This window comes from Sunxiuqinia rutila, from assembly GCF_050589705.1.
Classification (GTDB): Bacteria; Bacteroidota; Bacteroidia; order Bacteroidales; family Prolixibacteraceae; genus Sunxiuqinia; species Sunxiuqinia rutila.
The window spans coordinates 493,634-509,819 of the sequence record NZ_JBNGOT010000001.1 but is presented as its reverse complement, the minus strand read 5'-3'; the positions used below and the strand labels follow the sequence as shown (position 1 = coordinate 509,819).

At 43.6% G+C, this 16,186-nt stretch carries 10 protein-coding genes; 6 read left to right on the top strand and 4 right to left on the bottom strand.

Annotated features, from left to right (window positions below; translation table 11 throughout):
- Positions 1–138 precede the first annotated feature (138 nt).
- The 4 genes from ACRD6K_RS01870 to ACRD6K_RS01855 are packed head-to-tail and all read right to left on the bottom strand — an operon-like array spanning position 139 to position 5,426.
- Complete coding sequence (locus tag ACRD6K_RS01870) at positions 139–1,473, bottom strand: SpoIID/LytB domain-containing protein (protein ID WP_430971839.1); 1,335 nt, start codon at positions 1,471–1,473, stop codon at positions 139–141.
- A gap of 24 nt (positions 1,474–1,497) precedes the next feature.
- On the bottom strand, positions 1,498–2,472 hold the full coding sequence (locus ACRD6K_RS01865; protein ID WP_430971838.1) for a DUF4922 domain-containing protein: 975 nt from the start codon (positions 2,470–2,472) through the stop codon (positions 1,498–1,500).
- A complete protein-coding gene (locus ACRD6K_RS01860; RefSeq protein WP_430971837.1) occupies positions 2,472–3,920 on the bottom strand; it encodes a glycosyltransferase family 2 protein in 1,449 nt (482 codons plus the stop codon). The genes ACRD6K_RS01865 and ACRD6K_RS01860 overlap by 1 nt, the downstream gene beginning before the upstream one ends.
- A 6-nt stretch (positions 3,921–3,926) precedes the next feature.
- A complete protein-coding gene (locus ACRD6K_RS01855; protein ID WP_430971836.1) occupies positions 3,927–5,426 on the bottom strand; it encodes a glycoside hydrolase family 10-like protein in 1,500 nt (499 codons plus the stop codon).
- Positions 5,427–6,236: 810 nt separating this feature from the next.
- Here ACRD6K_RS01855 and ACRD6K_RS01850 point away from each other — a divergent pair.
- The 6 genes from ACRD6K_RS01850 (at position 6,237) to ACRD6K_RS01825 (ending at position 15,995) form a co-directional block, all read left to right on the top strand.
- Complete coding sequence (locus tag ACRD6K_RS01850; RefSeq protein ID WP_430971835.1) at positions 6,237–6,893, top strand: RNA polymerase sigma-70 factor; 657 nt, start codon at positions 6,237–6,239, stop codon at positions 6,891–6,893.
- Between the two features lie 76 nt (positions 6,894–6,969).
- The gene (locus tag ACRD6K_RS01845; RefSeq protein WP_430971834.1) at positions 6,970–7,959 is read left to right on the top strand and encodes a FecR family protein; all 990 of its coding nucleotides are present in this window, start codon (positions 6,970–6,972) and stop codon (positions 7,957–7,959) included.
- 147 nt (positions 7,960–8,106) lie between these two features.
- Positions 8,107–11,631, top strand: coding sequence for a TonB-dependent receptor (locus ACRD6K_RS01840; protein WP_430971833.1), 3,525 nt, complete (start codon positions 8,107–8,109; stop codon positions 11,629–11,631).
- 12 nt (positions 11,632–11,643) lie between these two features.
- Positions 11,644–13,401 carry a RagB/SusD family nutrient uptake outer membrane protein gene (locus ACRD6K_RS01835; protein WP_430971832.1) on the top strand — a complete coding sequence of 586 codons (1,758 nt, stop codon included), beginning with the start codon at positions 11,644–11,646 and terminating at the stop codon, positions 13,399–13,401.
- Between the two features lie 97 nt (positions 13,402–13,498).
- Positions 13,499–14,368 (top strand): endonuclease/exonuclease/phosphatase family protein, encoded by an 870-nt coding sequence (locus ACRD6K_RS01830; RefSeq protein WP_430971831.1) that lies wholly within the window; start codon positions 13,499–13,501, stop codon positions 14,366–14,368.
- 16 nt (positions 14,369–14,384) lie between these two features.
- The gene (locus tag ACRD6K_RS01825) at positions 14,385–15,995 is read left to right on the top strand and encodes a hypothetical protein (protein ID WP_430971830.1); all 1,611 of its coding nucleotides are present in this window, start codon (positions 14,385–14,387) and stop codon (positions 15,993–15,995) included.
- Positions 15,996–16,186 lie beyond the last annotated feature (191 nt).

The following is a 16,186-nucleotide window of genomic DNA, read 5'->3' as shown; positions in this document are numbered from 1 at the left end:
AAGATTTTCGTTAGGATAAGTCTGTAAAATAATAATTTTTTATTGTTCTATTAGATGATCAAGCCAGTTTCCGACTGAGGCTCCGGTCAGACACACTTTACTCGGTCACCAAACTGGATGCAACAACTTCAGCAAAAGTTAATAGCGTTTTTTCAACTGCGCCCCGCGAAAGTAATGTTTCAAAATAGCCTGGTAGTCATAGCCCTTCTCCCCCATAACCGCGGCACCAATCTGACAAAGACCTACGCCATGTCCCCATCCCGCTCCAATCAAACGAAAGCGCTGAGGGATCCCTTCTTCTTCATCCAAGTGATCAACAACAAAAGCCGAACTATACAGGTGTGACTCGGACAAGGCACGCCGAATTTCCAACTCCTTTCCAATTGTCATGGTTCGTTGGGTACCCGTAATTTTGAGTTTGATCAAACGCGATGAGTGTCCACGTTCAACCGGTTCTAGCCGGATCAGCTGACCAAAATCAATTCCCGTTTTTTTGCGAATCAAAGCTGAAAGTTCTTCTTGCGAATACTCCACCTGCCAACGATAAAAGTCGGCCGTTGCCTGGTCAAAATCGGGAAGAACCTGCGACAGCACCTGCTTGTCATCGGTATTGCAGAATGCGGGAGGGCTGCTCCGAATCCATTTGTCAGCTTCATCCTCTTTCCGCAAATCCACACAGGTTGTTTCCGCTTGATCCGAATCAACCACTTTCGTCAGGTAACTGTGGTAAACCGGTTCCCATACATTCTCAAAATTCTCCGAAATTCCCCCACAACATTTAGAGAAACGGGCGTCACAAATGTCCTCATTCAGCAACAGCACTTCGCCCAGGGTTTCATCAATTGCCTGGCTGGCCTTATCACTTATAATTTTAGTAATTCCCTGGTAGCGCTGACAATGATCATCAGCACACACATCAAACAAAGTATGATCCTCGCGATCGTACCAGCGAATCAATTCGTCATCGGTTTGCACGCTGGTTTGATAGTTTGTTGCCCGGGCTTTAAGTTGTTTGCTTTTTTCGATTTGAGCCAGCAACCAGCTACGCGAAATCACGGCATGCGCCTTCAGCAGCTCGGGAGAACTGGTCGCACTCATTTCCGAAGAAATGACCGAACGCAAGTATTCTTCCAAAGGAACCCGGTTGACAGCCCGTACCTTGCCCGCCTCAACCAGCAATTTCAGGTCACCGCAAAAACGTTGATTTTCCTTTTGCTCCCAGTGAAAATCGATCCCAATGATGACATCCTCCAACAAAAAGGAATCCGCCGGAGAGTTGGCTTGAAAAATAAACTCCCGTCCTTTCAGGCTTGTTCCGTCCGCAGTGGTCAATTCAATTTCACCGTTCAGTAAACTTGCTTCGAAACGCGATCCCAAAAGCCCATTGGGCAAAGCATAGTTACCGTCTAACTCAAAAGTGATCTTTTTTTCGGCCAGAATACCGACTTCAATTTCAGGTTGCTTGTTCATCATCGTTCGTTTTTTTCGGGCCTGTCACTAAGGCCTTTGTTTTATCTTAGCTTTTAACTCCTCAAAATCCGTGTCATTAATCGATACTTGTCCGTAGATGTCGCGTAAGTCATCGGCAGTCAGTTGTTCAAAATCTTCCTTTCGGGGTAAAATAACCAGCCCCCCCATTTCTACCGAAGCCGGACTCATCAAAATTTGGCCGCCCCCTTCAGCAAAAAACTGTCTCGGGCGTTGCTGATCTCTCGGAAAGAGATTCAGTTCCCATTGATTCGCCCGGTAGTTGGCCAGCAGATTCATCATCGGCTCACCATCCTGCCCCCGTTCATCCAGAAAACCGCGTATCCGGTTCATCTGGACTTGCAGGGCTTCCTTTGATGCCGACCGGAAATAAAGCAGTTTCCGAAGATAGTTCCCCCCAACACCCACAAGGCGGGTCTTTTCATCCTGAAAAAGGACTTCGCCCCAACGGTTGGCCACATCTTCAATTTCAGAATTGATGGGCATCAACTGATGATTGCCGGCCTGAAAGTGGAAATGATCCGGCGCGGAAGCCCCGCATTTGGGGCCGTTGTAAAAGACGGTATACTCCGGTAATTGCCGGCTCAACTCCAGTAAATCGGGGAAATAAGTGGCTATTTCCTGCGGCAAATGACGATTCAGAGGAATGGTCAAGTGCTTCTCGAAAATCGGGAAAGGATTAATCAACACCGTATAATCATTGCCAAACGACAGTCCACGCTGTTCAGGTGGACGACTGTTGGCACATAAAAAACAAGCGCGTTGCTGAATGGAACGGGCATCGGTTTTGGCGGCAGAACTCCGAATTCGCTCCGGGTTAAACTGAAGTTGAATCTTAAACCCCTCAAACGAAATCGTTCGCGACTGCACTTGCTGCAAGCCCAAAAAGTTGGTTTTGGCTAACGGCCATGCTTGCTTTTGCTGCTCCAGCAAGGCATCTACCCTAAATTCAAAGTCCGGCTGTTCCATGCCCGATTCCTGCATTAATTTTGATTCGCTTTCAGACGGGCTTTCAGCTCAAAGGTGCGCAAGCTGTCTTTATACGCATTGTGGGCATTTTGCTTGGCAATGTCCAACGACGCGTCTGAGTTGTCTTCCCAGCGACGGCAACGGTAAATAGCCTGGTAAATCCGGCCAATTTTCCAGGTTCTGGAAATGGCCAGTCCCACCGCATAATCTTCACCATAACTGGTGTTTGGAATTCTTATTTCGCGCAAAACAGGCGTATAGAAAGCACGCGGCGCACCCAGTCCGTTAATGCGTAAGGCGTTATTGGGGCCGTTCTCGGGGGTCCATTCTTTGTGATCAATCAGCCCCGGAGGAATTTCTTCCAAGGCAAAGTTGCACATCTGGTACGAGCCAATGACCATCGCACATTTTTCTTCATAGAACTTGTCCACCACCTGTTGCAAGCTAGTTTCATCAAAATACAAATCATCGCTATCCAGCTGGACGGCAAACCGACCACATTGGGGGTGAAACACAGCTTCATTCCAGCATCCGCCAATGCCCAAATCAAGCGAATCCGGAATCAGGTGAATTAAGCGTTCATCGGAATATTCCTGAAGCAAGGCAGTCGTTCCATCCGTAGAATGATTATCTACGACAATCAGGTTGAAGGGGAAATTCGTTTTTTGGGCCAGCACCGAATCCACGGCATCCCGAATGGTTTTAATCCGGTTACGAACAGGAATAACCACGGTGGCCTCAACCGGGAAATCGCCCGAGAACTCAACCGATTTGAAATTAGGCTGCAAAAATCCACCGATTTTCTTCAAATGATCGGTACAAGCCTGTTCCATTTCCACCTGCTTTTCGCGGGCATTGCCACTCACATAGTCAAACTGCTTTTCACCCGACAGCCGCGTATCCGTTTCCGTCATGCTAAACAAAAATTCCGGCACACGACACAATTCGCCCATTCTCGAAGCCAGCAAACGCAAGGCATAATAACCAGCATGCTGATAAGAGGCCTGCTCTTTTTCGGTAAAAGCTTTCAGCACCTCTTTCCGGAAAAACTGAACTGGTCCAAAGTTAAAATCATCACGTAAACTTCCGGCTTGGTAATCAATCACCGGATGATTGGAACGACCGCCTTCCTTGAACTCATAATAATCGGCATAAAGCATGGCTGCCTGACTGGCCTCCGCCAACTGCAACAAGCGCTCCAAGGCATAATCCCCCACTCCCAGCTGGGTGGGTTGCAAAGCCAGCAAGGCATACGAAGCCGTTGTTTTTTCAGCAATAAGCCGAATACTGTCTGTTGCCAAAAGCTGATTCGTCACCAAAGTTTCGGCCCCATCCAGCGTAACCGGCTGAGGGCTTAACACAAATACCGACTGAACCAGTGGTGACCTTCTCAACCATTCAATGGTTTGGCGGGTTTCCCCAGTTCCGGAAAACGCGATGAAACAATCTATCTTCGGATTCATAGTTTATTACAGTTTTATAATGACAGGTTCAGATACAGGACTTTCGTTGTGTAAACGATCCAATCCTGAAACACGGAATTCAAAAATCTCTTTGTTATCCTTCTTGTTGAAGTGCAGTTTTCGCTCCTCAGTAATTTTGTAGATAAAGCGTGGATCGTTAGCATCAAACTTTTCCCCGGCCTTATTCCGATACACAATATAGCGCACGGTTTTATCCAACTCCGTCTCCAGTTTATCCGGCCGCCACTTCAAGGTTTTTCCCCATCCCTTTTTCACTTTTCGGGGAGTAGCCGGTGCCTGGTTGTCAATCCAGTCCATTTCGGGCACAAGCGCGGGGTACGTATAAAGTTTGGTTTGCAGGCTATCCTGAAAACCAAGGATGTCGCGGTAAAAATGTTTGGCACTATAGAATGCACTACCATCTATTTCGGGTATTTGACGAGTAATACGAACCTGATCGGGTAACTGCGTACACTGTCTCCACTCCATAATTCCTGAACCGGGATCGCATTTATAAAGCGCGTGACCAACATACATGGCCCGCTCATAACCATGCAGTTTCCACCAGTTGGCTAGGGTTTCAAAATCAACTGCCGGATGCCCGATGTGCCAATATAGCTGGGGCAGCAGGTAATCAAGCCATCCCTTCTCCATCCATTTGATAACATCAGCGTACAAATGGTCGTAATTGGTATTTCCGGCTGAAGATTGTGAGCCGCGCTCGTCATCTGCCAAATTTCGCCACACCCCAAATGGGCTGATTCCAAATTTCACCCAAGGTTTTACCGACTTAATGGCCTTGCTCAACTTCTCAATGGTTAAGTCCACATTCTCCCGTCGCCAGTCTTCCAGTTGATCTTCGGTATATTCACCCCGGTAATTTTTAAACGAGGTTGAATCAGGAAAAGCTTCCCCAATAATCGGGTATGGATAAAAGTAATCGTCAAAATGGATGGCATCCACATCATAACGACGCACCACATCAATTACGACATCGGTAATAAACTGACGTGTTTCAGGAAGTCCCGGATCAAAATACAGTGAATTCCCGTATTTTACCACCCAGTCCGGCTTCTGAAACGCAATATGATTTGCAGCAAGGGGCTCATCGTATTTCAAGGCCACCCGAAAAGGATTAAACCATGCATGAAACTCCATGTTTCGTTTATGGCATTCATCAATCCAAAATTGTAGCGGATCGTAGCCCGGATCGCCTCCAGGAGTGCCCGTTAAGTAGCGAGACCAAGGTTCTATTTCGGATGGATAAAAGGTATCGGATGCAGGACGCATCTGAAAAATGACGGCATTCAGTCCAACTTGCTGAAGCTTATCCAGCAACACCAAAGCTTCCTTTTGTTGACTGGCAACACTCAGCCCGGGCTTCGAAGGCCAGTCGATGTTGGCAACCGTAGCTATCCAGGCAGCCCTGAATTCGCGTTTTAGGTTTTGTTGTGAAAAACCGGAGAGAAAACAAAAAACCAATACCAAACTTAGTTTTGCGCGCATACATTCGATTTTAAGGTCATTTCATTCGAGCCATAAAATTAGGCCTATTCTCTAATATTCTACACTGAAATAAACATCAATCGGATCGCATAAAAACAGGCATCCGTTTGAAAAGTCACTAAACTACTGATATTGTTAGAACTAATCAAATGCCAACTCATGCGAAACTTGTAATTAATGATTTACAGCATATTTTTCGTGTTCCAAAAGCAGCCTGCTATTAGTTAAATGCACCCACTCTTACGCCTTAAAAGTTCACGATCAATCTTAAATTGCAGTTAAACAAGTGCTATTCAGAAAAGATTATTCAAAAATATCATTGCACAGCTTTTGATTTTTTTGGTATCTTTGAAGCGAAATCGAAATGTACTTGTTTTACGACAAGTATATTAGTAGCAAGCTGGGAGTTCGTTGTCTTTACGGACAACACACCACAATTCCCGGTAAGCTCATGGTTTATTAGGTTTAGTTGGTTTAGGTTAGTTCCCCGAGAGATCGGGGCGGAAAAGGCAGTCAGAGGACTGCCTTTTTGTCTTTAATAGACTTTAATAGCAAAATCCATCGATTCCACTCCCTGCAAAACTTTCTCAACCGCTCCTTTCGGATCCAAATTGCCCGGATAAACTTAACCTTAGCCTAAGGTTAACTAAAAAAGAGGAAGCAGATAATTCTGTTAAATAAATTTGATGAAAAGATTTCGAAGGAATTTGTCTAAAAATAATTCCTAAGTTTACAACATTCATCAGACAAAAGGAGGCTTTTAATACGCATAAAGGCAAGCTTTTGTTTTCATTTTAATTCGTCGACAAGTTGGATAATAAAAGACTGAACATAGCGCAAAAAGACATCCTTGATTTGACCAAAGAAAAAAACTTCAGGTCAATTTTCATAAGCTATTTTGAATCACTGGAACTTTTTGCCAAAGCTTATGTGCTGGATCAGCACATAGCCAAGGATATTGTACAAGAGGTTTTCACTAATTTGTGGATGAAGAAAGAAAGCTTACCAACGGATATCAACATCAAGTCTTACTTGTATAAAGCAACACGAAACAGGTGCTTAAATTACCTGAAGAAACAACAAGTAAAGGCCGATTACGAGAAACACACCCGTGACAAGTACAACGAACTGCTGTTAAGCTATGAAGCCCTGCTTCAACTCAATTTTGACGAGTTTTCGTACTCCGAACTACTAACTGCCCTTAACAAAGCTGTCCTTCAACTTCCTGAAAAATGCCGGGAGGTTTTTGAGCTCAGTCGTTTTGAGGGCCTAAAAAACCGGGAAATTGCAGAGCAATTAGGAATATCAGTTAAAGCCGTTGAAGGACATATTACCAAAGCCCTCAAGCACATTAAAGTGCAATTAAAACCACATTTTCCTTCCAATCTCATTCTGTTTCTGCTTTCAAGCCTTAATCACCCCCAACCAAAATATCCCCAAATACAACGCCCGACGCTCCTTCATTAAAAAAATTGAAAAATTTTCATTTTCTGAACTAGGGTAAAAGCACCTAAGCTTGTTTTAGGTTTAGGAAGGAAACAAAATGAATCAGGAAAAATTAATTAAATACATTACAGGCAACCTTACTAATCCAAAAGAACGGGAAGAAATCGTTAGGTGGATCAATGAAAGTAAGGAAAACAAGCAAACTTTTGCAGAGCTAAAAAACATTCATGTTTTAAGCCGAAAACCGCAAGGAAAAACGGATGTAGAGCTGGAATACCTCCAATTCCAAAAGCAACTGCCACAGCAAAACAAAACACGCGTACTGCATCTCCTTAAATATGCAGCCGTCTTTTTGCTGGCTTTTGTATCCAGCTGGTTCATTCAGTATAACTTAAATAACAAGGATATTGGCGAAGTTACCATGAATGAACTCACCGCTCCATCGGGACAGATTTGCGAACTAAAACTATCAGATGGAACAAAGGTTTGGCTCAACTCAGAGTCCACCATTAGCTATCCGGCAAACTTTGACAAAAGCCAGCGTAGCGTGCATTTAACTGGTGAAGCTTTTTTTGAGGTAAACAAACAAAATCGCCCCTTTGTCGTGAGCACTCAAACCATGCATGTCAAGGTTTTGGGAACCAGCTTCAACCTGGAAGCTTATCCGGAGAATCGTTTTGTAAAAACCGTTTTGATTGAAGGACGTGTTGAAATTCAAGATCAGGATCAAGAGAAATTGACTGAAATTAAGCCGGGAGAACTTGCACTGCTTGATACCCAAACGCACGAGTTAAGCACAAGTCCAGTCAACACGCAAGCCTATTCTTCCTGGAAAGAAGGCGTTCTGAGTTTTAGCAAAGAACCACTTGAAACAATTATCCCCAAGCTTGAACGCTGGTACAATGTTCAATTCGTATTTAAAGATCAAGCAATTAAAAAGGATGAATTTACCATTACAGTTTTGAAACAAACCCCGATCGAACAAATACTTCAGTTCCTCCAATTCTCAGGAGATATTACTTACGAAGTAGTTGAAAATCCGACCGGCAAAAATAAAATTGAACTGTCAAAAAAGAAGAGCCTATGATAAAACCCCTGAATTAGAAAAATCGGTATTAGCGCCAACTAATACCGATTAAAATTTTGGTTCCAGCGATCAGATTGCAAGCCGTCGCTGGGACTGATTAACAACCCCTTTAATCAAGGTTATTATTATCAACCAAAATTCAAATGTATGAAAAAATGCTTAATGAATGGTATTCATGATGTTGGATACCAAGAATTATTTAGAGTAATGAAACTAACTGTCTTTTTCATGCTGCTGGGATTCATGGCTGTGAGCGCAGAAAGCTATTCCCAGGCACAGCGCCTAAACTTAAAAATGCAAGATGCTCCGATCGTCGATGTACTATATGAGATTGAGCAACAAAGTGAATTCTACTTCTTTTTCAAAAACAATGAAATTGAAGAAATTGAAAAAGTAGATATCGACTTTCAAAATGAAACCATTGACAATATTCTATCTCAAATACTGGACAACACAGGACTGAGCTATAAAATTGTTGACAAATACATTGTTATCACTCCTGAAACACAGCTGGACGCAGATTTTCAAATCGGGAAAAAGGATGTCACAGGAAAGGTAACTGATTCCTCAGGAGCTCCCCTGCCTGGAGTGACCGTAATCATTAAAGGAACCACCAACGGAACCGTAACAGATTTTGAAGGCAACTTCAAACTAACAGGCCTAAACCCGGAAACGATCTTGCAATTTTCGTTTGTAGGAATGCGACTGCAGGAGATGCCCATTGCCGGCAAAAGCATCATCAATATTACCATGAGCGAAGATGCTATTGGCATTGAGGAGGTCGTTGCGGTAGGTTACGGAACCATGAAAAAAGTCAACCTGAGTGGAGCCATTAATCAGATTAATGCCGAAGAATTGGAAGACCGGCCAGTAACTACAATTTCTTCAGCTATTCAAGGAACGATTCCTAACCTGAATATTTCGTTTGCCGGAGGAGCTCCCGGACAAATGGGGTCCCTAAACATTCGGGGAACAACTTCACTTAACGGAGGCTCTCCTCTAGTGTTGATTGATGGAATTCCGGGAACACTGGACCGACTTTCACCCGAAGAAGTGCAAAGCATTACGGTATTAAAAGATGCTGCATCGGCCGCTATCTACGGAGCACGAGGCGCTTATGGTGTTGTGTTGATCACCACCAAAAGTGGCAAATCGGGCAAAACCAGCATCCGCTACAACAACTCATTTGGTTTCTCTACACCAACAGTAAGCACCGACTTCCTGACAACTGGCTACGATTGGATGAAGCTAAACGACGATGCTTTAGCTCATGTTGGTGGTTACTCAGGTTATACCGAAGAAGATTACCAAGCACTTTACGAACGGAGAAACGACAAAACAGAACATCCTGATCGCCCGTGGATCACGATCCAAAACAGAAATGGACGAGACCAATACGTTTACTACGGAAACTTTGACTGGTGGAAATTCATGTTCAACAAATGGCAGCCATCTCAAAGCCACAACATTAACATTACCCGTGGCACCGACAAAATCACCTTCATGTTGAACGGAAACATGAAAATGCAAGATGGCATTATGCGTGTTGCAACCGACAAGTACAAAGCATATTCCTTGCGCTCAAAAGTAACTGCTGAGTTGTACCCTTGGTTGAGCGTTTCGAACAACACCAACTTTTACAACTCAAACTATGATTACTACGGTCGTTCTGGTGGAGGAAACTCAAACTTCGTTCATATCAACGTTCACGCATCGCCGGCCTATGCGCCAATGAACCCCGATGGAACAGCCACCTATGTCAGTGGGCTGAATCGCTACGACATTGGAGATGGTATTTTTGCCATGTTGCTTAGCGGCAATACCAAAGGGGCCAAGCAAAAATATGAACTGACATCGACTTCAGAGGCCATCATTACTCCGATTAAGGATATGAAAATTGTGGCCAACTATTCGTACAGTTTATATACCGATCCGACATTCTACCGTCAAGTGCCAGCCACTTACTCGCTTTATCCTGGCGAAGTATCGGTTGCCACCAAATACAGCGTTGACCGCTTGAGCGAGTCGCAACAATTCAACCAGGTGCATGTGGTAAACGTGTATGCTGACTATACTAAAACCTTGGCAGATCATCATAACCTGAAAGGGTTGATCGGTTTTAACCAGGAATTGCATCAAGCAAAAAAGATCAGTGCCGGACGCTATGATTTACTGTCAGAAACACTGAATGACCTGAACCTGGCAACTGGTGATCCCTATGTTGGAGGAGGATCGAGTGCTTATGCTTTACGAGGTGTTTTCTATCGTCTGAATTACGATTACAAAGGAAAGTATCTGCTAGAGACCAATGGTCGCTACGATGGAACTTCACGTTTCCCAAAAGGAGATCGTTTCGGTTTCTTCCCTTCCGTATCAGCAGCCTGGCGTGTTAGCGAAGAAGGATTCTTCTCGCCCATTCAACACTCCATTAGCAACCTGAAACTTCGGGCATCTTACGGTAGCTTAGGGAATCAAACAGTAAATACTCCCTACCCGTACATTTCTACTTTAGACCCGGGAACCATGTCCTACATATTTGACGGAGATCGAGCACAATACATGAACAGCCCAGCTCCGGTGGCAGGGAACCTAACCTGGGAAGAGGTCACTTCATTCAACCTTGGAATTGACCTTTCTCTTTTCAACAACCGGTTAAATACCAGTTTTGACCGTTACGTCAGAAATACATCGGGCATGCTCAATCAAGGTGAAAAAATTCCAAATGTATTTGGGGCCAGCCAACCGCGTGAAAACATCGCTAGCCTGCGCACCAAAGGCTTTGAATTATCTATTGAGTGGCGGGATGATTTCAACTTGGCCAATAAGCCTTTCCGGTACTCAACCCGTTTTATCCTGAGTGACAACTATGCTTACATTACCAAAATCAACAACCCAACCAAACTGGTTTACTCCGACTACGAAGGAAAACGCTTAGGTGAAATCTGGGGGTATGTTACCGATGGCTTTTTCCAAACAGATGCTGAAGCTAAAACGTATCCAGTCAACCAAGAATGGCTCAACAAAATCCGCAATGAATACAACATTCCGCTACGGGCAGGAGATTTGCGCTGGGTTGATTTAAATGGAGACAACATCATCGACTCCGGAGAAAACACCGTCGACAATCCAGGCGATCAACGGGTTATCGGCAACAGTACTCCTCGTTACTCGTATGGTATGAGTGCCAATGCAAACTGGAATAACTTTGACTTTTCAGTCTTTTTTCAGGGAGTAGGAAAAAGAGATTGGTACCCGGGAAATAATGCTGACCGCTTTTGGGGTCCCTATTCAAGACCTTATTACTCTTTTATTCCAAATGATTTTCCATCAAAAGTTTGGAGTGAGGACAATCCCAATGCTTATTTTCCAAACCTCTTAGCCTACATTGCTCTTAATGGAAACAATGAATTACGCGCGACCAATAACCGCTATTTGCAAGACTTAGCTTACCTGCGTTTGAAAAGCATGACGATCGGCTATAGCCTGCCAAAGTCGTTGACAAAACGCTTGAAAATCGAGCGTCTGAGAGTTTTTGCAACCGGAGAAAACCTTTTCACCTGGACCAAGCTTGAAAGCGACTACATTGATCCGGAACAGGCCATGGCTGATAAAAATGGCCGAGTTTATCCGTTCAGCAAAACATATTCATTTGGTTTCGACATTACATTCTAAAAAATTTGACACATGAAAAATAAGAATACGATCCTGTTACTACTTGCAGCATTGATTATTTCAAGTTGCAACGACAGCTTTCTGGAGCGTTATCCAACCGATGAACTCTCTCCGCAAACGGTCTTTTCATCTGAAAACGATTTGAAAACCTATACCAACAGCTACTATTCTCTATTTCAAGAAGGTTCTGAGATTTATGGCGAATCAACGGATAACATTGTCAAAAGCTCATTGCCCCGCGAAATTCAGGGAACACGTTTGGTGCCAACAACCGACTCCAAATGGGGATGGTCAGGATTACGGCACATCAACTTCTTTCTAACCAATGAGAATGTCCTCAATTTTCCGAATGAAGAAGTAAAGAATCACTATTTGGGATTATCCCGCTTTTTTAGAGCTTTCTTCTATTTCGAAAAAGTCAGGTATTACGGCGATGTCCCTTGGTACAATCAAGTGATTGAATCGAATGATGATGAACTCTTACAAAAAGCGCGTGATCCAAGAAGCTTGGTAATGGATTCTGTTTTAACTGATTTGAACTTTGCAATTGCCCACTTGGATGATACCAAAAGCCTTGAGCGGGTCAGTAAATGGACGGCATTAGCACTCAAGTCCAGAATCTGTTTGTACGAAGGAACGTTCCGGAAATACCATCCGGAGTTTAATGTGGCCGATGCCGATAAATTCTTAACAGAAGCTGCAGAAGCAGCCCAGGAACTGATCAATAGTGGCCAATACTCCATTTACAATAAAACTTCAGGACCAACCGGGAAACCTTATTTAGATGTTTTCAGCCACTTGAAGTCGGATGATGTAATGGATGAAATTATTCTCACACGGCGTTACGATGCTGACCTTGGATTAAAACACAACGTTCAATTTTATCTAACATCGAGAACCTATGGCAAGCCGGGTTTGGAGAAAAACCTGGTAAACAGCTACCTGATGAGTGATGGCTCACGTTTTACGGACATCGCCGGTTATGATACCCTTCAGTTCTTTGATGAAATTCAGAACCGCGACCCACGTTTGTCACAAACCATTGTTACTCCAGGGTACACCAGAATTAATTCCAGTCAACCAGTATCTCCAAACTTTGAGAATACCACGACCGGCTACCAGCCCATCAAGTACTTGAATGATCCGAGTATGGACCTTAGCAGCCAATCGGCTCAGGATCTTCCTCTTTTCCGCTATGCCGAAGTTTTAGTGAATTTCGCTGAAGCAAAAGCAGAACTAGGAACATTGACGCAGGCAGATCTTGACTTGTCAATCAATCAGCTTCGGGACCGCGTAGGCATGCCGCATTTGGTGTTAGTTGATGCCAATGCCAATCCAGATCCTTTCCTGGAAAACATGTATCAAAATGTTTCAGCCACCAACAAAGGAGTCATTCTTGAAATCAGAAGAGAAAGACGGATTGAATTGGTCATGGAGCTTAACTTCCGCTGGGATGACTTGATGCGTTGGAAAGAAGGCCACTTGGTTGCACTCCCATTTCAAGGCATGTATTTCCCAGGTCCTGGGAAATATGATCTTGATCGTGATGGCAAAATCGATGTTGAAATCTACATGGGAGAAAAACCTCCCTCAACAGGAGCTTTCCAACTTCCGCTATCAGATCTTTCAGGAGATGGCAAAGGCTATGTGCTTCCAAACAAGGGAGTAAATAAGGTTTTCGATGAGGAGAAAGACTATTTCTGGCCACTTCCAATCGAAGACCTGACACTGAATCCAAACTTAACACAAAACCCCGGTTGGGGCAAATAAGCTGGTAAAAGGGTGATAGAACTAAGGGATTCAAAATCCAAGTTCTATCACTTAGACTTAAAAAAATCAACCAGCAATTGAAAAAATAAAAGAACACATGAAAAATTTATTAATCTCTTTTCTTGCGTTAATTGCTCTACAGGCGTGTAACGACGAAGCCCCCTCTATCCCGGATTATGCCCTGGATTTAACCAATAAAGAAGAAAACAGCTATGGGCTCGACAACGACAGTCAGGACAAGCTTTCAAGTTTGAAAGTCATGACGTATAACATCCATGCCGGCAACCCGCCTTCACAACCGGGAATTACCGACCTTGAGGCCATTGCCAATGCCATTAAACTGGCCGACCCGGATATCGTCCTGCTTCAGGAAGTTGATAAGAATACCGGAAGAAATGGATTTACCGGTAACCAGAGTAAAGAGCTGGGAGAGTTAACCCAGATGAACTATCGCTTTTACTCGGCCATTCTCTACCTAAAAGGGTACTATGGAGTGGCAGTTTTAAGTAAGTATCCGTTAAAGGACTCTCAAAAGTACATGCTCCCCAAACAATCGGGCACGGAACAACGAGTTCTGGGAACTGCAATTGTTGACCTTCCGGGTGTTGACTCGATCATGGTGGCCTGTACGCACCTGGAAGCCAAAAGCGCCAGTAACCGCATCGAACAAGTGAGGGAGCTTGTGCAACAATTAGGAAACACTCAAGTACCGATAATCCTGGGTGGTGATTTAAACGAACGTCCGGATACTGATGCCTTCTTTTCAATTTTTGATCAGACCTTTACACGTACCTGTCTAGGAACTGATTGTCCTCCGACCTTCAGCACCAATGATCCGAAAATCACCATCGATTACCTGGCCTATAGGCCTCAAGCAGCATTTGAAGTAAGCAACCACCAGATTGTTCAGGAAAATTATGCTTCTGATCACTTTCCCGTAATGGCAACATTCAAATTTAACCGATAACTTAAAATTGATTCAAATGAAACGAAATACTCTATATTCACTTTTTTTGGCACTCCTTATTTTAGCCATTGGGTGCGAAGAAGACGACATTCAATCAGCAGTTGGGCCAGACATTCAGGTTCAAGAAGAATACTTGGCCTTTGATGGCCTGAATGTGGGCGAAACAGTCAGCATTCCCGTTCATGTCAAATCAGAAAATGGCATTAAACGGCTTTCTTACTTCTTTATTACTGAAACGGCGAACGGAACCGAAACAAGTGATGCTGTACATTTTGATGATCCGGCACAACCGACAAGCATTCAAAAAGAAATAACCTTTGAAGCTGTTCCGAAAACACTGGAAATGGTTCTTGTTGCTTTTGACAGCTATAACAAAAGCTCAGAGATCCATATTCCATTTGAGAACATTCGTGAGCTTCCATCGCTTTCATTTACCGACAATGTAGACTACCGCGAAACAGTATTCGAAAATAAACTGCTTAATATTAGTGGAACCATCTCCTCGGAACATGAAGTTGAGAAAATTAGCTACGCCACAATTGTCAACAATGAACCTTCTTCGGAGCAAACCATCGATTTTTCAACTAGTGAGAGCATTAGCTTTTCTGCACAAGTAAAAGTTGTAAAAGGCTTGCAAGGAATCATCATCAAAGCCGAAAATGTTTATGAAGGGTCAGTGGTTGATACCTTCCGAATTGGTGCTGTTGTTGATGATGCAGTAGCCATTACCATGGAGAACGGAATTACTGAAATTAGCAATTTGTATGCAGGACAAGCCAATAGTCTGAAAGGAACAATCGCTTCTGGCTCCGACCTTGTTTCATTTTCTTATGCCATTAAACAAGACGGCAGCTATGGCGAAGAAACAGCTATTCCGCTTGGAACTCCTGTTGACGAATTTCCTTTTGAAATTAGCATTGAAGGTGAAACCGGAATGCAAGCGGTACGTTTAACCGGCACAAATGAAAACAGCAATATCTTCGAATTGGAACTGATCATCCAACGCGTCAATCTGCCGCTGGTTTACCTGAAAGACGTTGAATTAACAACCGAAATCGGAGCCGGAAAACCCAACTGGTTTGCGGCTTATCAAACACCTCATGTATTTGACCAAGCAACTGCCGCTCAACATCAGGAAATGATGGATGTAGCATTGGTCGTTCGTGGCTCTGCCCTACGCCTCTTATCTGCAACGGTATACGAAGCAGGTTCCTATTTGCCACTCATCAGTCCTTACCTCGAAGGCTTCACTCAAGCCACCTACTCCGTTGTTACCAGTAACCGGGGAAGTATTACGCCTGAATCATTTTCAAGCCTGGCCTTTGATGAAGATTTGGAAAACTTCATTCAGGATAAAGTGATCGCTTCCAATGCTGACGGCGGTGAGAACTACAATGTGGCAGGTACCAACCGGCGTACCAGTAGTGATTTGGAAGCCAACAAGGGCTTAATCATTGGTTGGGGAAGCTACCAGGACGGCAAAGCAAACAATGAGCAATTTGCTTTAATCTATGTCAAAGAGGTCAGTTTAACCGACGGAATTGGTCGTGTGAAATTTGATATTAAGTATCCACAACCTGACTACCGAACCGAGTACAATCCGGTATCCATAAAACCTTACCCATAGCGTTTAACCAGTTTCCTCTCCTAAAATTATTACCAAAGGAGGGGAAACTTTTTTATAAAGCTTATTTTTACCGTAAAGTAACCACTTTACATTTTTATCAACTATTCAGAAATTGGTTCTTTTTAAGATTAAATAGGAAACTTAAAACTCGGAATCACGATTTTGAATATCCGACTATCTAAAAATTTGTT